At 72.9% G+C, this 18,751-nt stretch carries 13 protein-coding genes; 5 read left to right on the forward strand and 8 right to left on the reverse strand.

From position 1 onward, the window contains the following. Window positions 1–21 precede the first annotated feature (21 nt). Entirely contained in the window at window positions 22–2,115 is a 2,094-nt protein-coding gene (gene uvrB, locus BUE44_RS12105; protein WP_073497135.1) for an excinuclease ABC subunit UvrB, read from the reverse strand. A 149-nt stretch (window positions 2,116–2,264) separates the two neighbouring features. On the opposite strand from uvrB, the gene BUE44_RS12110 reads away from it, so the two are divergent. Next, the gene (locus tag BUE44_RS12110) at window positions 2,265–2,792 is read left to right on the forward strand and encodes a methylated-DNA--[protein]-cysteine S-methyltransferase (protein WP_073497137.1); all 528 of its coding nucleotides are present in this window, start codon (window positions 2,265–2,267) and stop codon (window positions 2,790–2,792) included. A 102-nt stretch (window positions 2,793–2,894) separates the two neighbouring features. Here the strand turns inward: BUE44_RS12110 and BUE44_RS12115 are convergent, their stop codons facing one another. The 5 genes from BUE44_RS12115 to rpsA form a co-directional block, all read right to left on the reverse strand. Continuing rightward, window positions 2,895–3,821 carry a slipin family protein gene (locus BUE44_RS12115; RefSeq protein WP_073497139.1) on the reverse strand — a complete coding sequence of 309 codons (927 nt, stop codon included), beginning with the start codon at window positions 3,819–3,821 and terminating at the stop codon, window positions 2,895–2,897. A 124-nt stretch (window positions 3,822–3,945) separates the two neighbouring features. Further along, window positions 3,946–4,308, reverse strand: a complete 363-nt coding sequence (locus tag BUE44_RS12120) for a tetratricopeptide repeat protein (RefSeq protein ID WP_073497141.1) — start codon at window positions 4,306–4,308, stop codon at window positions 3,946–3,948. 93 nt (window positions 4,309–4,401) lie between these two features. Next, window positions 4,402–5,034, reverse strand: a complete 633-nt coding sequence (coaE, locus tag BUE44_RS12125) for a dephospho-CoA kinase (RefSeq protein WP_073497143.1) — start codon at window positions 5,032–5,034, stop codon at window positions 4,402–4,404. A gap of 38 nt (window positions 5,035–5,072) precedes the next feature. Continuing rightward, window positions 5,073–6,011 carry a PAC2 family protein gene (locus BUE44_RS12130; protein WP_073497145.1) on the reverse strand — a complete coding sequence of 313 codons (939 nt, stop codon included), beginning with the start codon at window positions 6,009–6,011 and terminating at the stop codon, window positions 5,073–5,075. Between the two features lie 157 nt (window positions 6,012–6,168). Continuing rightward, a complete protein-coding gene (gene rpsA / locus BUE44_RS12135; RefSeq protein WP_073497147.1) occupies window positions 6,169–7,671 on the reverse strand; it encodes a 30S ribosomal protein S1 in 1,503 nt (500 codons plus the stop codon). Between the two features lie 284 nt (window positions 7,672–7,955). Between rpsA and BUE44_RS12140 the strand changes: the two genes are divergently transcribed. Both BUE44_RS12140 and BUE44_RS12145 read left to right on the forward strand, forming a co-directional pair. After that, window positions 7,956–8,774, forward strand: coding sequence for a class I SAM-dependent methyltransferase (locus BUE44_RS12140; protein ID WP_073497149.1), 819 nt, complete (start codon window positions 7,956–7,958; stop codon window positions 8,772–8,774). Then, window positions 8,771–11,455, forward strand: a complete 2,685-nt coding sequence (locus tag BUE44_RS12145; RefSeq protein WP_079189675.1) for an ATP-dependent RNA helicase — start codon at window positions 8,771–8,773, stop codon at window positions 11,453–11,455. Before BUE44_RS12140 ends, BUE44_RS12145 begins: the two co-directional genes overlap by 4 nt. Before the next feature lie 10 nt (window positions 11,456–11,465). Here BUE44_RS12145 and BUE44_RS12150 read toward each other — a convergent pair whose 3' ends face one another. Continuing rightward, window positions 11,466–12,713 carry a lytic transglycosylase domain-containing protein gene (locus BUE44_RS12150; protein ID WP_235002073.1) on the reverse strand — a complete coding sequence of 416 codons (1,248 nt, stop codon included), beginning with the start codon at window positions 12,711–12,713 and terminating at the stop codon, window positions 11,466–11,468. A 370-nt stretch (window positions 12,714–13,083) separates the two neighbouring features. Then, complete coding sequence (gene polA, locus BUE44_RS12155; RefSeq protein ID WP_073497153.1) at window positions 13,084–15,798, reverse strand: DNA polymerase I; 2,715 nt, start codon at window positions 15,796–15,798, stop codon at window positions 13,084–13,086. Between the two features lie 101 nt (window positions 15,799–15,899). Here polA and BUE44_RS12160 point away from each other — a divergent pair, with 101 nt between their 5' ends. Both BUE44_RS12160 and BUE44_RS12165 read left to right on the forward strand, forming a co-directional pair. Next, entirely contained in the window at window positions 15,900–18,185 is a 2,286-nt protein-coding gene (locus BUE44_RS12160; RefSeq protein WP_073497155.1) for an FdhF/YdeP family oxidoreductase, read from the forward strand. 83 nt (window positions 18,186–18,268) lie between these two features. Then, window positions 18,269–18,742 carry a PaaI family thioesterase gene (locus BUE44_RS12165; protein ID WP_073497157.1) on the forward strand — a complete coding sequence of 158 codons (474 nt, stop codon included), beginning with the start codon at window positions 18,269–18,271 and terminating at the stop codon, window positions 18,740–18,742. The last annotated feature ends 9 nt before the right edge of the window (window positions 18,743–18,751 follow it).

The following is an 18,751-nucleotide window of genomic DNA, read 5'->3' on the forward strand; positions in this document are numbered from 1 at the left end:
GGGCGCCGATTTCCGCCGGAGTCACGCCATTCCCGCCTCCCGCATCTGCCGCAACTCCTTCTTCAGGTCTCCCAGTTCGTCCCGGATGCGGGCTGCCACCTCGAACTGCAGCTCCGTCGCCGCCGCGTGCATCTGGTCGGTCAGCTGCCCGATGAGGTCGGCCAGTTCCTCAGCGGGCAGCGCGCCCTTGGCGCGCTTGCCGGGCTTCGCCGCCAGGCCGGGGACAGGCGCCTTGCCGCGCGAGCGCTGCCGTCCGGAGCCGAGCAGCTCCTCGGTGTCGGCGTCCTCGCGGGCGAAGGAGTCCAGGATGCCGGCGATCTTCTTCCGCAGCGGCTGCGGATCGACCCCGCGCTCGGTGTTGTACGCGATCTGCTTCTCGCGGCGGCGGTTGGTCTCCTCGATCGCCCGCTCCATGCCGGGGGTGATCCGGTCGGCGTACATGTGCACCTGGCCCGACACGTTGCGCGCCGCGCGGCCGATGGTCTGGATCAGCGAGGTGCCCGACCGCAGGAAGCCCTCCTTGTCGGCGTCCAGGATCGCCACCAGCGACACCTCGGGCAGGTCGAGGCCCTCCCGCAGCAGGTTGATGCCGACCAGCACGTCGTACTCGCCGGCCCGCAGCTCGTGCAGCAGCTCGACCCGGCGCAGGGTGTCGATGTCGCTGTGCAGATAGCGGACCTGGATGCCCAGCTCCAGCAGGTAGTCGGTGAGGTCCTCGGCCATCTTCTTGGTCAGCGTGGTGACCAGGACGCGCTCGTCCTTCTCGGTGCGCAGCCGGATCTCGTGCACCAGGTCGTCGATCTGGCCCTCGGTGGGCTTGACCACGACCTCCGGGTCGATCAGGCCGGTCGGGCGGATGATCTGCTCGACCACGCCGTCGCCGCGGGACAGCTCGTACGGCCCGGGGGTCGCCGACAGGTAGACGGTCTGGCCGACCCGGGTCAGGAACTCCTCCCACTTCAGCGGCCGGTTGTCCAGCGCGGACGGCAGCCGGAAGCCGTGGTCGACCAGGGTGCGCTTGCGGGACGCGTCGCCCTCGTACATCGCGCCGATCTGCGGCACGGTGACATGCGACTCGTCGATGACCAGCAGGAAGTCCTCGGGGAAGTAGTCGATGAGGGTGTCGGGGGCGCTGCCCTGCTCGCGGCCGTCGATGTGCCGCGAGTAGTTCTCGATGCCTGAGCAGCTGCCGATCTGCCGCATCATCTCGATGTCGTACGTGGTGCGCATCCGCAGCCGCTGGGCCTCCAGCAGCTTGCCCTGCTTCTCCATCGTCGCGAGCTGGCCCTCCAGCTCCTTCTCGATGCCGGCGATGGCCCGCTCCATCCGCTCGGGACCCGCCACGTAGTGCGTCGCGGGGAAGACGTAGATCTGCTCGTCCTCGGTGATGACCTCGCCGGTGAGCGGGTGCAGCGTGTAGAGCGCCTCGATCTCGTCGCCGAACATCTCGATCCGCACGGCCAGCTGCTCGTAGACCGGGAAGATCTCGATGGTGTCGCCGCGCACCCGGAAGGTGCCGCGGGTGAAGGCCAGGTCGTTGCGCGTGTACTGGATGTCGACGAAGCGGCGCAGCAGCTGGTCGCGGTCGATGACGTCGCCGACCTTGAGGCGCACCATCCGGTCGATGTACTCCTGCGGGGTGCCCAGGCCGTAGATGCAGGACACTGAGGCGACCACGACGACGTCGCGCCTGGTCAGCAGGGAATTGGTGGCGGAGTGCCGGAGCCGCTCCACCTCCTCGTTGATCGAGGAGTCCTTCTCGATGTAGGTGTCGGTCTGCGGGACGTACGCCTCGGGCTGGTAGTAGTCGTAGTACGAGACGAAGTACTCGACCGCGTTGTTCGGCAGCAGCTCGCGGAATTCGTTGGCCAGCTGCGCCGCGAGGGTCTTGTTGGGAGCCATCACCAGGGTGGGGCGCTGCAGCCGCTCGATCATCCACGCCGTCGTGGCGGACTTGCCGGTGCCGGTGGCGCCGAGCAGCACCACGTCCTGCTCACCCGCGCGGATCCGCCGCTCCAGGTCGTCGATGGCCGCCGGCTGGTCGCCGCTGGGCTGGAAGGGACTGACGACCTCGAAGGGCGCCACAGTGCGTTCGATGTCTGATACGGGCCGCATGTCACCACCGTACGACCACCCACCGACAATCGGCCGCGGCCGCGGAGCCGCGGCCCCCCGGACGCCTCCCACCGACCCCAGACACACGGCCGATCACACTGTGTGACGATCGGGGTGCGTTGTCCTACCCCCCGCCTACGCTTGCGCGCATGACCAGTGCTGCCTGGACCCGCTACGCCGCGCCCATCGGACCGCTGCTGCTCGCCGCCACCGACGAGGGACTGGTCCTCGTCGCCTTCAGGGCCGACGAGGAGACCGCCGCGCGGGCGGTCGCGGCGGTGGGGCGGCGGCTGGGCTGCGCACCGGTCGAGGACGCCGCGCGGCTGGCCGCGGTGACGAGCCAGCTCGACGGGTATTTCGCGGGCACGCGCAAGGACTTCGACCTGCCGCTGGACTGGTCGCTGATCACCGGATTCCAGCGGCGGGTGCTGCGCGAGCTGGCCACGGGCGTCCCCTACGGCACGGTGGTCGGCTACCAGGACCTGGCCGACCGGGTCGGCGAGCCGGACGCGGCCCGTGCGGTGGGCGGCGCGATGGGTGCGAACCCGCTGCCGGTGGTGGTGCCCTGCCACCGGGTGATCGAGAGCGGCGGCGGCATAGGCGGCTTCGGCGGCGGCCTGGAGATCAAGCGGACGCTGCTGGCGCTCGAAGGCGTGCTGCCCGCGCCGCTGTTCTGACAGCGGCGCGGGCAGCGGGACCACGTGGTCGTCGCGCACGGCGACCACGGAGCCGCGGCGTCGTGACGCGCTGCGACCGCGAGGCGCGGCCGCGGCGGCGGATCACTCCTCGGAGGTCCGCGGGTCGGGGATCTGCAGCGGTGACACGGGCGGCGGCAGCTCGGTGAGGCCGGCCCCCTCGACCTCGGCCGGCTCGTCCGCCGCCGTGATCTCGGGGTCGGCGGCCGGCGCCTTGCCGGCTTCGGGCGCCGCCGGCGCGGTGGCGCCCGAGCCCTGGCCTGCCCGGTCGAAGAAGCGCAGCAGCTCCACGGGGAAGGGCAGCACCAGCGTCGAGTTCTTCTCGGCGGCGACCTCCACCACGGTCTGCAGCATGCGCAGCTGGAGGGCCGCCGGGTTGGCGTCCATGGTCCTGGCCGCCTCGGAGAGCTTGTGCGAGGCCTGCAGCTCACCGTCGGCGGTGATGATCCTGGCGCGCCGCTCCCGGTCCGCCTCCGCCTGCCGCGCCATGGAGCGCTTCATGGACTCGGGCAGCGCCACGTCCTTGATCTCGACCCGGTCGATGTGCACGCCCCAGCCGGTGGCGGGGGTGGACAGCATCAGCTCCAGGCCCTCGTGCAGTTTCTCCCGGCCGGACAGCAGGTCGTCCAGGTCGCTCTTGCCGATGATCGACCGCAGCGAGGTCTGTGCGACCTGGAGCATCGCGAACTGGTAGTTCTGCACGTCCACGGACGCTCGGATCGGGTCCACGACCCGGAAGTAGAGCACCGCGTCCACCCGCACCGACACGTTGTCGCGGGTGATGCCCTCCTGCGAGGGCACCGGCATGGTGACGACCTGCATGTTGACCTTGGTCATCCGGTCCACGAAGGGCAGCAGCAGCCGCGGCCCGGGCTCCTTGGGCAGCCGGTTGACCCGGCCGAACCGGTAGACGACGCCCCGCTCGTACTGCTTGACGACCCGGACACTGCTCATCAGCCCTATCAGGCCGATCACCGCTGCCACGACCAGCAGCACCACAACGGCTTCCATGTCCCCCCGCTCCCCTCGGTCAAGGGTGTGAACATAACGGCAGCGCCCGCCGGCCGCACCGGCGGGGGCGCTTTTTTGACAGGAGCTTGACGAGCCGTCGGCGGGCGGCGCTGGCGCGGCCCGTTCAGACGTCGAAGCGGGCCGCGGCCAGGTAGTCGGGCTGCGGGTCGAGAGCCGCGGCCAGCCGGAAGTGCCGCTTCGCCTCGTCGGCCCGGTCGGCGCGCTCCAGGGTGCGGCCGAGTGCGAAATGGGCGAACGCGTTGTCCGGTTCGCGCTCCAGCACGACCTGGAACTCCAGCTCCGCGGGGCGCAGTTGCGCCGCGAGGAAGAAGGCGCGGGCCCTCAGCAGGCGGGCCGCCGTGTTGTCCGGGTGGGCGGCGATGACCGGGTCAAGCAGCTTGACCGCGCCGCGGGGGTCGCGCGCGGCGAGCAGCTGCTCGGCGGCGCGGAAGTTGATCACATCTGTCTCGGGGCTGCGCTCAGGCAAGTCCGCCTCCCTGACATCGGGCCGGCGACGAATGATCGTCTGGTCAGACATACCCAACACGCCGGTCGGCAACCGCATTCCCCCACGTACGGCCTACCGCGAACCGTGCCCCGTTCCGCCCCCCGGCTGGTCGCGGAGCCGCTCGCGAAGCCGCTCCCACACCGCCCGCACCTGCGCCTCCAGCGCGTCGAACGGCCCGTCGTTGTCGATCACCAGGTCGGCGACGGCCAGCCGCTCCGCCCTGGTGGCCTGGGCGGCCATCCGGGACCGGGCCTCGTCCTGCGTCATGCCGCGCAGCCCCACCAGCCGTTCGAGCTGGGTCGCGGGATCGGCGTCCACCACGACGACCACGTCGTAGGCGGGCGCCAGGCCGTTCTCGGTGAGCAGCGGGACGTCGTGCAGCACGATGTCGCCGGGTCCTGCGGACCGTTGCAGCTCGGCCGAACGGGAGCCGACCAGCGGGTGCACGATCGCGTTGAGCGCCTTGCGGCGCTCCTCGTCGGCGAAGACGATCGCGCCGAGCTTCGGCCGGTCCAGCGACCCGTCGGGCGCCAGCACGCCGTCACCGAACTCGGCGACCACCGCGGCCAGCCCCTCGGTGCCGGGCGCCACCACCTCGCGGGCGATCCGGTCGGAGTCGACCAGCACCGCGCCGTACGAGGCGAGCAGTCGCGCCACCTCGCTCTTGCCGGCCCCGATACCGCCGGTCAGGCCCACTGTCAGCATGCCGCCCAGCCTACTGGGCAGCCCGCACGGCCGGCCGTTCAGCGCCCGCCGTCGTCCTCACGGTCGGCGAGGAAGCGCTCGAACTCCGCCGCGAGGTCGTCGGCCGAGGGCAGGTCGACGGGCTCGGCGATGAGGCTCTCACGGGACTGCGACCCCGCGACCGCGTCGTACTGGCTCTCCAGGCCGCGCACCACGGACACCAGCTCGCCGTCGCCCTCGGCGACCTGCCGGTCGATCTCGACCCGCACGGTGTGCGCCTCGTTGCGCAGGGCGTGGGCGATCTCGGGCAGGACCAGGCCGGTGGCGGCGGTGATCGCCTCCAGGACGGCCAGGGCCGCGTCCGGATACGGGGAGCGGGCCAGGTAGTGCGGCACGTGGGCGGCGACGCCGAGCACGTCACGGCCGGCCTCGGCCAGCCGCAGCTCGACCAGCGAGGAAGCGCTGCCGGGCACCTGGGCCTCGTCGAACCAGGCGCGGTGACCGGGCATCAGGTCGACCCGGTTGCCGTGCGGTGTCAGGCCGACCGGGCGGGTGTGCGGCACACCCATCGGGATGCCGTGGAAGTTGATGGCGAGCCGCACGCCAAGGCGCTCTATGACCTGGAGCACGGCGGTGGCGAAGCGCTCCCACTCCACGTCCGGCTCGGAGCCGGTGAGCAGCAGGAACGGGGTGCCGGTGGTGTCACGCACCAGATAGAGGTCGATCTCCGGTGCTTCGTAGGAAGTCCAGTGGTCGCGTTCGAAGGTCATCAGCGGGCGACGCGCCCGGTAGTCCACCAGGCGGTCGGCGTCGAAACGCGCGACGAGCTGGTTGTCCAGCCGGTCGAGCAGCTGCTGGCTGATCTGTTCGCCGGTCTCGCCGGCGTCCATGAACCCCTCGAAGTGGTACAGCAGTACGGGCCCTGCGTCCCCGACCGCTTCGTCCACGGCCTCGGCCCCGCCCGGCACGTACTCGTACAGCCCTTGCGGATCCAGCACGATGATCGTCCTCCTCGTTCTCTGGTCACCACAACGAACAACCGCGGCCCGCCATTCCCACCGGGGCCGCGGATCCCGGCCGATCGGGTGCGTACCACGCAGTGCGGCCCCGCCCCCCGGACAGGGGGGCGGGGCCGCGACAGCTGGTGGTCAGCGGTCAGCTCTGGCCGCCGGCCAGCTTCTCGCGCAGGGCCGCCAGGGCCTCGTCGGAGGCGAGGGCGCCGGAGGTGTCGTCGGACTCCGAGGAGTACGAACCGCCGCCGGTGCCGGTGCCGCCGGGAGCCGGAGCCGCGGTGCCGGCCTCGGCCGCCGCCTGCTCGTCGGCCTCGCGGGACTTGATGACCTGGGCCTGGTGCTGCTCGAAGCGGGTCTGGGCCGTGGCGTACTGGCCCTCCCACTCCTCGCGCTGCTTGTCGTAGCCCTCGAGCCAGTCGTTGGTCTCGGGGTCGAAGCCCTCGGGGTAGATGTAATTCCCCTGGTCGTCGTACGACGCGGCCATGCCGTAGAGCGTCGGGTCGAACTCGACCGAGGCCGGGTCGGCACCGAAGGACTCGTTGGCCTGCTTGAGGGACAGCGAGATCCGGCGGCGCTCCAGGTCGATGTCGATGACCTTGACGAAGATCTCGTCGTTGACCTGGACGACCTGCTCCGGGATCTCCACGTGGCGCTCGGCCAGCTCGGAGATGTGGACCAGGCCCTCGATGCCCTCGTCGACGCGGACGAACGCGCCGAACGGGACGAGCTTGGTGACCTTGCCGGGCACGACCTGCCCGATCTGGTGGGTCCGGGCGAACTGCTGCCACGGGTCTTCCTGGGTCGCCTTCAGCGACAGCGAGACGCGCTCGCGGTCCATGTCGACGTCCAGGACCTCGACCGTGACCTCCTGGCCGACCTCAACGACCTCGGAGGGGTGGTCGATGTGCTTCCAGGACAGCTCGGAGACGTGCACCAGACCGTCGACGCCGCCGAGGTCCACGAACGCACCGAAGTTGACGATGGAGGAGACGACGCCGGAGCGCACCTGGCCCTTCTGCAGGGTGGTGAGGAAGGTCTGGCGGACCTCGCTCTGGGTCTGCTCCAGCCAGGCACGGCGGGACAGGACCACGTTGTTGCGGTTCTTGTCCAGCTCGATGATCTTGGCTTCGAGCTCCTTGCCCACGTAGGGCTGCAGGTCGCGCACGCGCCGCATCTCGACCAGCGACGCGGGCAGGAAGCCGCGCAGGCCGATGTCGAGGATGAGGCCGCCCTTGACGACCTCGATGACGGTACCGGTGACGATGCCGTCCTCTTCCTTGATCTTCTCGATGGTGCCCCACGCGCGCTCGTACTGCGCACGCTTCTTCGAGAGGATCAGGCGGCCTTCCTTGTCCTCCTTCTGGAGGACCAGGGCCTCGATCTCATCGCCCACGGCGACGACCTCGTTGGGGTCGACGTCGTGCTTGATGGACAGCTCGCGGGAGGGGATGACACCTTCGGTCTTGTAACCGATGTCGAGCAGGACCTCGTCCCGGTCGACCTTCACGATGACGCCGTCGACGATGTCGCCGTCGTTGAAGTACTTGATCGTCTCGTCGATCGCGGCGAGGAAGGCTTCCTCGTTGCCGATGTCGTTGACCGCCACCTGCGGGGTGGTACGAGGGGCCTCGGTGCTGCTCGTCATTAGGGAAAGGACTCCGGTACGGACAGTAAGTCGTAGGTACAGCTACGCCGGGAGCCTTTTTCAACCCTGCCCCGACACCCGCGGCAAAAAGCCCGTGGAGATCGTTCAGCGGGATCGAGCGTGGCCTGCTCGGTCTGAGGCGCGCAGGCTCGCAGCGCAACTTGTAGCATACGGGGGCAGCCGGGCAGGGTCAATGCACGAAGACCGCACCGGGCGCGTAACAAACCAAACCGGCGCAAGTCCCCCGACCGCAGGTCTTTTCAGAGAGTACGACGGCTGCCGCGATGATCCAAGGACCTGAACCCGAAGCCACCCGGCGCAGCGCCGGGATCACGGAGAGCAGCCGGGCCAGCCGCGGCTGGTGGGACCGTAATGCCGACGACTACCAGATCGAGCACGGTGACTTCCTCGGCGACGACCGCTTCGTCTGGGGCCCCGAGGGGCTGGACGAGGCGGAGGCCGGGCTGCTCGGCCCGGCCGCCGGGCTCAAGGGCCAGGCGGTGCTGGAGATCGGCGCCGGCGCCGCCCAGTGCTCGCGCTGGCTGGCCGCCCGGGGCGCGCTGCCGGTGGCGCTCGACCTGTCGCGGCGGCAGCTGCAGCACGCCCGGCGGATCGACCAGGAGCCCGGCCGCGCTCCGCTGCCGCTGGTCCAGGCCGACGCCGGCTTCCTGCCCTTCGCCGACGCCTCCTTCGACCTGGCCTGCTCCGCCTACGGGGCGCTCCCCTTCGTCGCCGACACCGCCAGGGTGCAGCGCGAGGTGCGGCGGGTGCTGCGGCCCGGCGGCCGCTGGGTCTTCTCGGTCACCCACCCGGTGCGCTGGGCCTTCCCCGACGAGCCGGGCCCCGAGGGCCTGACCGCCGTCTCCTCCTACTTCGACCGGACGCCGTACGTCGAGCAGGACGACCGCGGCCTCGCGGTCTACGTCGAGCACCACCGCACGCTGGGCGACCGGGTCCGCGAGATCGCCGCGGCCGGGCTGCGCCTGGTCGACCTGGTCGAACCGGAGTGGCCGCGCTGGAACGAGCAGGAGTGGGGCGGCTGGTCCCCGCTGCGCGGCCGGCTGCTGCCGGGCACGGCGATCTTCGTGTGCGTCGCGGAATGACGCCGGCCGGCGGCCCGCCCGGCCCGGGCGGGGCGGCGATACGTCCCGAGGGGCGCGCGCTGCCGGTCGCCGCGGTCGTCCCCGCCCTGCTCGACGCGCTCGCGGACCGCGGCTGCGCGGTGCTCGCCGCGCCGCCGGGCACCGGCAAGACCACCCTGGTGCCGCTGGTGCTGGCCGGCGCGCGAGGGCGTCCGCCGGGCCGGGTGCTGGTCGCCGAGCCGCGGCGGATGGCGGCCAGGGCCGCCGCCCGGCGGATGGCCTGGCTGCTGGGCGAGCAGGCCGGCGGGACGGTCGGCTTCACCGTGCGCGGCGAGCGGCGGGTGTCCGCGGCCACCGCCGTGGAGGTGGTGACCACCGGCGTGCTGCTGCAGCGGCTCCAGCGCGACCCGGAGCTGGCCGGCGTCGGCACCGTGATCCTCGACGAGTGCCACGAGCGGCACCTCGACGCGGACACCGCGATGGCCTTCCTGCTGGACGTACGCGCCACACTGCGCCCCGAGCTGCGGCTGGTCGCGGCGTCCGCGACGACCGACACGGCGGCCTGGGCCGCGCTGCTGGACGCCCCGGTCGTGGAGGCGGCGGGAGTGCTGCACCCGGTGGCCGTACGGTGGGTGCCGCCGCCGCGGCGGGTGCGCCCGGCGCACGGCGGCGGTCCCCCCAGAGTGGACCCCGCGCTGCTCGACCACGTCGCGGCCGTCGTCCGCGGGGCGCTGGCCGAGGGCGAGGGCGACGTGCTGTGCTTCCTGCCGGGCGTCGGGGAGATCGCCCGGGTGGCCGGCCTGCTGTCCGGTGTCGACGCCGATGTCCTGCAACTGCACGGCCGCGCTCCGGCCGCCGTCCAGGACGCGGCGCTGACGCCCGGGGAGCGGCGCCGGGTGCTGCTGGCCACCTCGGTCGCCGAGTCCAGCCTGACGGTGCCGGGTGTGCGGGTGGTGGTCGACAGCGGCCTGGCCCGGGAGCCGCGGATGGACCACGCCAGGGGTCTGGGAACGCTGACCACCGTCAGGGTGTCGCGTGCCGCGGCCGAGCAGCGGGCCGGCCGCGCGGGGCGCGAGGCCCCGGGCACGGTCTACCGCTGCTGGGCGCAGGGCGAGCACGAGCGGCTGGCCCGGCAGCCCGCACCGGAGATCCGGCTTGCCGACCTCACCGGCTTCGCCCTGCAGGCCGCGTGCTGGGGCGAACCCGACACCACCGGGCTCGCCCTCCTCGACCCGCCGCCCCCGGGCGCGCTGGCCGCCGCCCGCGCCACGCTGCGCACGCTGGGCGCCGCCGATGCGGCGGGCCGCGCCACCCCGCGCGGCCGCCGCCTCGCCCTGCTCGGCCTGCACCCCCGCCTCGCGCACGCCCTCCTCGACGCGGCCCCCGTGCTGGGCGCCACCCGCGCCGCCGAGGTGACCGCCCTGCTGTCCGAGGAGGTCCCCACCGCCTACGGCCCCGACCTGACCGCCGCCTGGCACACCGCCCGCCGCGGCTCCGACTCCTACGCCCCGCGCTGGCGCGCCGAGACCCGCCGCCTTGAGGCGGCACTGCACGCGGCGGGGGCCGAACCCCACGCAGGAGGCGGGGCATCCGACGCGGGCGCCGGAAGCGCGGGCGGTCCCTCCGCAGGCGACGCTGCCGCGGCGCCCTCGGGCCGCGGAGCACCGCGCGGGGACGGCTCGGCCGGCTCCCGCCGGGGGCGCGGGACGCCGGCGGCCGGGCCGCCGGCCGGGCTCAGCGATGACGCCGCCGCCGGGCTCGTCGTCGCGTTGGCCTTTCCCGAGCGGCTCGCGCGGCGGCGCGGGGAAGGGGGATATCTGATGGTGTCGGGTACCGGGGCCGAGGTCGGAGCCGGGCTCGGCGGGGCCGAGTGGGTCGCGGTGGCGGTGGCCGACCGCGGCGTGGGGCGGGCGGCGGCGCGGGTGCGGCTGGCCGCGGTGGTGGACGAGGAGACCGCACGCGAGGCCGCCGCGTGGGCGCTGGAGCGCTACGAGGAGGTGCGCTGGGCGCAGGGCGACGTGGTCGCCAGGCGGGTGGAGCGGCTGGGCGCGGTGGAGCTGTCCGCCGTACCGCTGCGCTCGCCGGACCGGGACGCCGTGCGGGCCGCGCTGCTCGACGGGCTCGCGGCCGAGGGCACCGGGTTGCTGCGGTGGACCAGGGACGCCGGGGAGTTGCGGCAGCGGATGGCGTTCGTGCACCGGGTGCTGGGGGCGCCCTGGCCGGATGTGGCGGAGGACGCGCTGCTGGAGCGGGCCGGTGAGTGGCTGGGGCCGGAGCTGGCCGCCGCCCGCCGCCGCGCCGACCTGGAGCGCGTCGACGCGGGTGCGGCCCTGCCGCGGCTGCTGCCGTGGGCGACCGGCGAGGCGGCCCGGTTCGGCGAACTGGCGCCCGAGCGCATCGAGGTGCCGAGCGGTTCGCGGATCCGGCTGGACTACGGCGGCGAGCAGCCCGTACTGGCCGTGAAACTCCAGGAGCTGTTCGGGCTGGCGGACACCCCGCGGGTTGCCGGGGTGCCCGTCCTGGTCCATCTGCTGTCACCCGCCGGACGCCCGGCCGCGGTGACCGCGGACCTGGCGTCGTTCTGGCGGGACGGCTACCGCGCGGTGCGCGCCGAGCTGCGCGGCCGCTACCCCCGGCACCCGTGGCCGGAGGATCCGTCGACGGCCGCGCCGACGCGGCGCGTCAACGCGCGGCGGGGCTGACCCCGGCCCGTCAGGATACCGGGGTCAGCGTCTCCTCGACGGTGGCGGCGGCGCCGCTCTCCGTCGGGTCGGGGGTCGCCGAGCCCGAGGGGGTCGGGGTGGGCGTGTGGCACGGCTCGCCGGTGGACGGGTCCGTCGACGTGGCCGTCGGCGTGGCGGAGTCGCTCGGCGTCGGCGACTCGGTGGGGCAACCGGGCGTCGTCGGCGGGACGGTGGGCGGGTCCGTGGGCGTCCCGGTCGGCGGCGTCGACGGGGCGCTCGGCGGGGTGGACGGCTCGCCCGTGCCGGTCGGCGGCGGGGTGGAGGGCTCACCCGTACCCGTCGTCGGGGGCGTGGAGGGCTCACCCGTACCCGTCGTCGGGGGCGTGGTCGGCTTCGTCGGCGGGGTCGAGGGCGCCGCCGGCGGCTGGCTCACCGTGGGCCCGGGGACGCCGGGCGTGGTGGGCGGCGCGGTCGGGGTGCCGGTCGGCGAGAGGGGGTTGCCCGTGTTGACGGGCGTGGGCGGGTTGTCGGGCACCGACACGGCACCGCCCCGCACGAAGTGCTCGTACCAGGACCTGACCAGGGCCAGGTAGGACTGCGAGTGGTTGTAGCCGAGGATCGCCCGGTCCATCTCCTTGGGCACGGCCAGGTCGCGGCCGTCGGCGCACAGGTAGTGGGCGGCGGCGAGCGCGGCGTCGTAGACGTTGTTGGGGTTGTCGACCCCGTCGCCGTTGCCGTCCGCGCCCCAGTGCTCCCACGTCGAGGGGATGAACTGCATGGGGCCGACCGCCCGGTCGTGCACCGCGTCGCCGTCGTAGCGGCCGCCGTCGGTGTCGCTGATGTTCGCGAAGCCGTCGCCGTTGAGCACCGGGCCGAGGATCGGGGTGTAGGTGGTGCCGTTCGCGTCGACCGCGCCGTGGCGGGCCTGTCCCGACTCCACCTGCCCGATGGCGGCGAGCAGTTGCCACGGCAGGTGGCAGCCGGGGTCGCTCTGGGCGACGGACGCCTCGGCGCGCCGGTAGGCGGCGAGCACGGTGGCGGGCAGTCCCGCGCCGCCGCCGGGCACGGTCACCGTGGAGCCGCCGGGGGTGGCCGGCGGGGAGACGAGCGGCGGGCCGGTCGGGGTGTTCAGCGGGGGCAGCTGCGTGATGTAGGGCGAGCCGCCGTCGATGGGCGCTCCCGGCGGGGGCGTGACCGCCGGCGGGTTCTCGTGCTGCTCGGCGGCGTGGGCGACCGGGAGGAAGCCCGGTGCCTGCGACGCGCTGAGCGCCGCCATCGCAGCCGCGGCTACCGCGGTGCCCGCCGCTCCCCTGCGAAGCCTCCGACCGTATCGCCGCGCTGCCATAGAGCGGTCCCCTCCCAGTACGCGAACGCGCCGTCTCCGGCGCCACAACTCGGTCGACCCTACGGCAACTTGAACCACGTGGCCACCGCCCGGGCGTGCTCAAAATGTGCGCAAACGGGCACGGTTGTGTGGTCACCGCGCAGTGTTTCCCCCCAGGTCATCCGCGCGTCGGCAGCCAGGGGGCGCAGACCGCGGCCGGGTGGTGGACGGCTGCCGTACGGGCAGCGAGCGGTGCCCGTACGGCGAAATGACGTGCCCTCACCCACCCCGCTCGGTCGCGCTGTGCGGGCCGGCGGCGCGGTCAGTGCGCGGCCGACTCCCAGTCCGCGCCGTCGCCCACCGACACGTCCAGCGGCGCCCGCAGCGGATACGCCCCGGCCATCTCGCGGCGCACGAGCGCCTCGACCGTCTTCCGCTCGCCGGGGGCGACTTCGAGCACGATCTCGTCATGCACCTGGAGCAGCATCCGGGACGCCAGGCCTTCCGCGGTCAGCGCCTCGTCCACCCGCAGCATCGCGATCTTCACGATGTCGGCCGCGGAGCCCTGGATCGGTGCGTTCAGCGCCATCCGCTCGGCCATCTCGCGGCGCTGCCGGTTGTCGCTGTTGAGGTCGGGCAGATAGCGGCGGCGGCCGAGCAGCGTCTCCGTGTACCCGGTGCCGCGGGCCTCCTCCACCGCCCGGTGCAGATAGTCCCGCACCCCGCCGAACCGCTCGAAGTACGTCTCCATCAGCGCCCGCGCCTCGGCCGCCTCGATTCCCAGCTGCTGGGACAGCCCGAAGGCCGACAGGCCGTAGGCCAGGCCGTACGACATCGCCTTGATCTTGCGGCGCATCTCCGCGTCGACCGCGTCCCTGCCCACCCCGAAGACCTGCGAGCCGACCGTGGTGTGCAGGTCCTCGCCCGAGGTGAAGGCCGCGATCAGGCCCTCGTCCTCGGACAGGTGGGCCATCACCCGCAGCTCGATCTGGCTGTAGTCGGCGGTCAGCAGCGATTCGTACCCCTTGCCGACGACGAAGCCGCGGCGGATCGCCCGGCCCTCGTCGGTGCGGACCGGTACGTTCTGCAGATTCGGGTCGGTGGACGACAGCCGGCCGGTCGCGGCCACGATCTGGCTGAAGGTGGTGTGGATCCGCCCGTCCGGGGCGATCGACTTGACCAGCCCCTCGACCGTGACCCGCAGCTTGGCCTGCTCGCGGTGCCGCAGCATGATCACCGGCAGCTCGTGGTCGGTCTGGGCGGCCAGCCACGCCAGCGCGTCGGCGTCCGTCGTATAACCGGTCTTGGTCTTCTTGGTCTTGGGCAGCGCCAGCTCGCCGAACAGCACCTCCTGGAGCTGCTTGGGCGACCCCAGGTTGAACTCGTGGCCCACCGAGGCGTGCGCCTCGCCCACCGCGTGCTGCACCGCGGCGGCGAACTGCTGCTCCAGGCCCTCCAGATGGGCCCGGTCCGCGGCGATCCCGGCCCGCTCCATGCGGGCCAGCAGCGCCGAGGTGGGCAACTCCACGTCGTGCAGCAGCTCGGTCGCGCCGACCTCGGGCAGCCGCTCGGTGAAGACCTCACCGAGGTCGAGCACGGTCCGCGCCTGGACCATCAGCGCGCCGGCCGCCGCCGCGCCCTCGTCCGCGCTCTCCTCGCCGAAGGCCAGCTGCCCGCTGCCGGAGTCCACCGGCGCCAGCTCGCGGCCCAGATACTCCACCGACAGCACGTCGAGGGCGAAGGAGCGGCGGCCCGGCTTGATCAGATACGCCGCCAGCGCGGTGTCCATCGAGATGCCGGCGACCGACCAGCCGTGCTCGGCGAAGACCCGGGCGACATTCTTCGCATTGTGCAGCACCTTGGGGAGCGCGGGGTCGGCGAGCCAGCCGGCGAAGGCCCGCTCGTCGGCCTCGTCCAGCTGCGCCGGGTCGAACCAGGCCGCGTCCTGCGCGGATGCCAGCGCGATCTGGGTGACGCTGCCGGCGCCCAGCCCCCAGGTGTCCACGCTGGCCAGGCCCAGCGGCGCCCCGCTGTGCGCGGCCAGCCAGTCGGGCAGGTCGCCGGCCGCGAGCACCGTGCCCTCGACGGCGACGCCCTCGGCGACCTCGACGACCGCCTCCTCGGCTCCGGGATCGGCGGCGAACAGCCGCTCCCGGAAGTTGGCGTTGCGGAATTCCAGCACGTCGAGCACCCCGACCAGGGTCTCCCGGTCGTACGGCACCCGCGCCAGGCCCTCGGGCGTCAGCGGCAGCGCCACGTCCCGCACCATCTCGGTCAGCCGCCGGTTGAGCTTGACCGCCTCCAGGTGGGCCCGCAGATTCTCGCCCACCTTGCCCTTCACCTCGTCGACCCGCTCGACCAGCTCGGCGAACGACCCGAACTGGGTGATCCACTTGGCCGCGGTCTTCTCCCCCACGCCGGGAATCCCCGGCAGGTTGTCCGAGGGGTCGCCGCGCAGCGCGGCGAAGTCCGGATACTGCTGCGGGGTCAGGCCGTACTTCTCCACGACCTTCTCCGGGGTGTAACGCGTCAGCTCCGACACGCCCTTGGTCGGGTACAGCACGGTGACATGGTCGCTGACCAGCTGGAAGGCGTCCCGGTCGCCGGTGACGATCAGCACGTCGTACCCCAGCGCCTCGGCCTGGGTGGCGAGCGTGGCGATGACGTCGTCCGCTTCGTACCCGTCGACCGCGAAGCGGTTGACGCCCATCGCGTCCAGCAGCTCCCCGATCAGCTCCACCTGGCTGCGGAACTCGTCGGGCGTCTTGGACCGCGTCGCCTTGTACTCCGGATACTCGTCGAAGCGCCACGTCTTGCGCGAGACGTCGAAGGCGACCGCCAGATGCGTCGGCTGCTCGTCACGCAACGTGTTCGACAGCATGGACGTGAAGCCGTAGATCGCGTTCGTCGGCTGGCCCGTGGCGGTGCTGAAATTCTCCACGGGCAGCGCGTAGAACGCCCGGTACGCCAGCGAGTGCCCGTCCAGGAGCATCAGGCGGGGGCGGTCGGTCGTCGTCTTCGATGCGTTCTTTGCCACACAGGGATCCTCCCACGCCGCACTGACATTCCCGGCGCCGCCGGGCGCCCGCGCACGACGCCCCGGCGCCCGGCGGCGGGAGGGCGGCAATAATGGCGCCCATGGCAAAAAAGCCGCCAGTAGCGGACCCCGTACAGGACGCACCGCGTGTCAGCGCGCCGAAGCAGGCTGCCGCCGGGCTGCCGGCGGTCGGGCACGGCCTGAAGGCGGCCGGCGCGCAGATGGGGGCCGGCCGGGCGACGCTGACGCTGCTCAAGGTCAACCAGAAGAGCGGTTTCGACTGCCCCGGGTGCGCGTGGCCCGAGCCGGAGCACCGGCACACGTTCGAGTTCTGCGAGAACGGTGCCAAGGCCGTCGCCGAGGAGGCGACGCTGCGCCGGGTCACCCCGGACTTCTTCGCCCGGCACTCGGTCGCCGACCTGGCCCGCCGCAGCGGCTACTGGCTTGGCCAGCAGGGCAGGATCACCCAGCCGATGTACCTGGCCGAGGGTGCCGAGCACTACGAGGCGGTGCCCTGGGAGCGGGCCTTCGAGCTGGTCGCCGACGAGCTGCACGCCCTCGGCGCCCCCGACGAGGCGGTCTTCTACACCTCGGGCCGCACCAGCAACGAGGCCGCCTTCCTCTTCCAGCTCTTCGCCAGGGAGTTCGGGACCAACAACCTGCCGGACTGCTCCAACATGTGCCACGAGTCGTCGGGCTCGGCACTGATCGAGACCCTCGGCGTCGGCAAGGGCAGCGTGCTGCTCGACGACCTCCACCGCGCCGACCTGATCATCGTGGCCGGGCAGAATCCGGGCACCAACCACCCGCGGATGCTCTCGGCGCTGGAGAAAGCCAAGCGCGGCGGCGCGACGATCGTCACCGTCAACCCGCTGCCCGAAGCGGGTCTCGAGCGCTTCCGCAACCCGCAGAACGCCGCCGGGCTGGTCGGCGCCGGCACCGTGCTGACCGACCTGTTCCTGCAGGTGCGGCTCGGCGGCGACCAGGCGCTCTTCCGTGCGCTGGGCCGGCTGCTCATCGAGGCCGGCGCCCTGGACCGGGACTTCATCGCCGAGCACACCCACGGCTTCGCCGGCTACGAGGCCGCGGCCCTCGCCGCGGACTGGGACGAGGTGCTGCGCGCCACCGGCCTGGAGCGGGCCGACATCGACAGGCTGTTCGCGCTGGTGCGCGGGGCGAAGAGCGTCGTGGTGTGCTGGGCGATGGGCCTGACCCAGCACAAGCACGCGGTGTCCACCATCCGCGAGGTCGTCAACTTCCTGCTGCTGGGCGGCAATGTGGGCCGCCCGGGCGCCGGGGTCTGCCCGGTGCGCGGCCACAGCAATGTGCAGGGCGACCGCACCATGGGCATCTTCGAGCGGCCCGCCCCGGCCTTCCTGGACGCCCTGCGCGGGGAGTTCGGCTTCGAGCCGCCCCGCAAGCACGGCTACGACGTCGTGCGGGCGATCCGCGCGCTGCGGGACGGCGACGCGAAGGTCTTCTTCGCCATGGGCGGCAACTTCGTGGCCGCCTCCCCCGACACCGCGGTGACGGAGGCCGCGATGCGCCGGGCGCGGCTGACGGTGCACGTGTCGACGAAGCTGAACCGCTCGCACGTGGTGACCGGCGCCCGCGCGCTGATCCTGCCGACGCTGGGGCGTACCGAGAAGGACCGGCAGGCGAGCGGCAAGCAGTTCGTCAGCGTCGAGGACTCCATGGGGATGGTGCACGCCTCGCACGGCGCACTGGCGCCCGCCTCACCGCACCTGCTGTCCGAGCCGGCCATCGTCTCCCGGCTGGCCCGTGCGGTCTTCGGGGACCGCAGCAAGGTGCCGTGGGCCGATTTCGAGGCGGACTACGACCTGATCAGGGACCGCGTATCCCGTGTGGTGCCGGGCTTCGACGACTTCAACGCCAAGGTGCGCCGCCCGGGCGGCTTCACCCTGCCGCACGGCCCGCGCGACTCGCGCACCTTCCCCACCGCCACCGGCAAGGCCAACTTCACCGCCGCGCCGCTGGAGTATCCCCTGGTGCCCGAGGGCCGGCTGCTGCTGCAGACGCTGCGCTCGCACGACCAGTACAACACCACGATCTACGGCCTGGACGACCGCTACCGCGGTATCAAGGGCGGCCGCCGGGTGGTCCTGGTGCACCCGGACGACGCGGCCGCCGCGGGCCTGCGCGATGGCGACCACGCCGACCTGGTCGGCGAGTGGACCGACGGCACCGAGCGGCGGGCCGCCGGCTTCCGGGTGGTGCACTACCCCACCCCGAAGGGCTGCGCGGCGGCATACTTCCCGGAGACCAACGTCCTGGTCCCGCTGGACCACACCGCAGACACCAGCAACACCCCCGCCTCGAAGTCGGTCGTCATCCGGCTGGAACCGGCGGACCCCGCGCACCGCTGACCCGGCCGGTGCGGTAGAAAGCCGGTAGAAAGCTGTCGGGTACACCGAACACCGCAGCACCGAGGCCGATCGGAGCCGACCGCATGGGCGAGCAGACCGTCACCCGATTCCCGCAGGAGATCCTGGAGCAGTACGCCGGGCTCGGCATCGACCTGCCGGCGCTCTTCTCCGCCGGGCATCTCGGTGAGCGGATGGGCATCCGCGTCCTGGAGGCCTCCCCCGACCGGGTGGTCGGCACGATGCCCGTCGAGGGCAACACCCAGCCGTACGGGCTGCTGCACGGCGGCGCCTCGGCGGTCCTGGCGGAGACCCTCGGCTCGGTCGGCGCGATGCTGCACGGCGGTCCCGGCAGGGTCGCGGTCGGCGTCGACCTCAACGCCACGCACCACCGGGGTATGCGCTCGGGCCTGGTCACCGGCACCGCCACGCCGGTGCACCGCGGCCGCTCGTCGGCCACCTACGAGATCGTGATCACCGACGACGCCTCGGGCAAGCGGGTCTGCACCGCCCGCCTCACCTGCATGCTGCGGCCCGCCGCTCCCGCGGCGACCGCCTGACCGTCGAGC

This window comes from Actinacidiphila paucisporea, assembly GCF_900142575.1.
In the GTDB taxonomy this organism is placed as follows: domain Bacteria; phylum Actinomycetota; class Actinomycetes; order Streptomycetales; family Streptomycetaceae; genus Actinacidiphila; species Actinacidiphila paucisporea.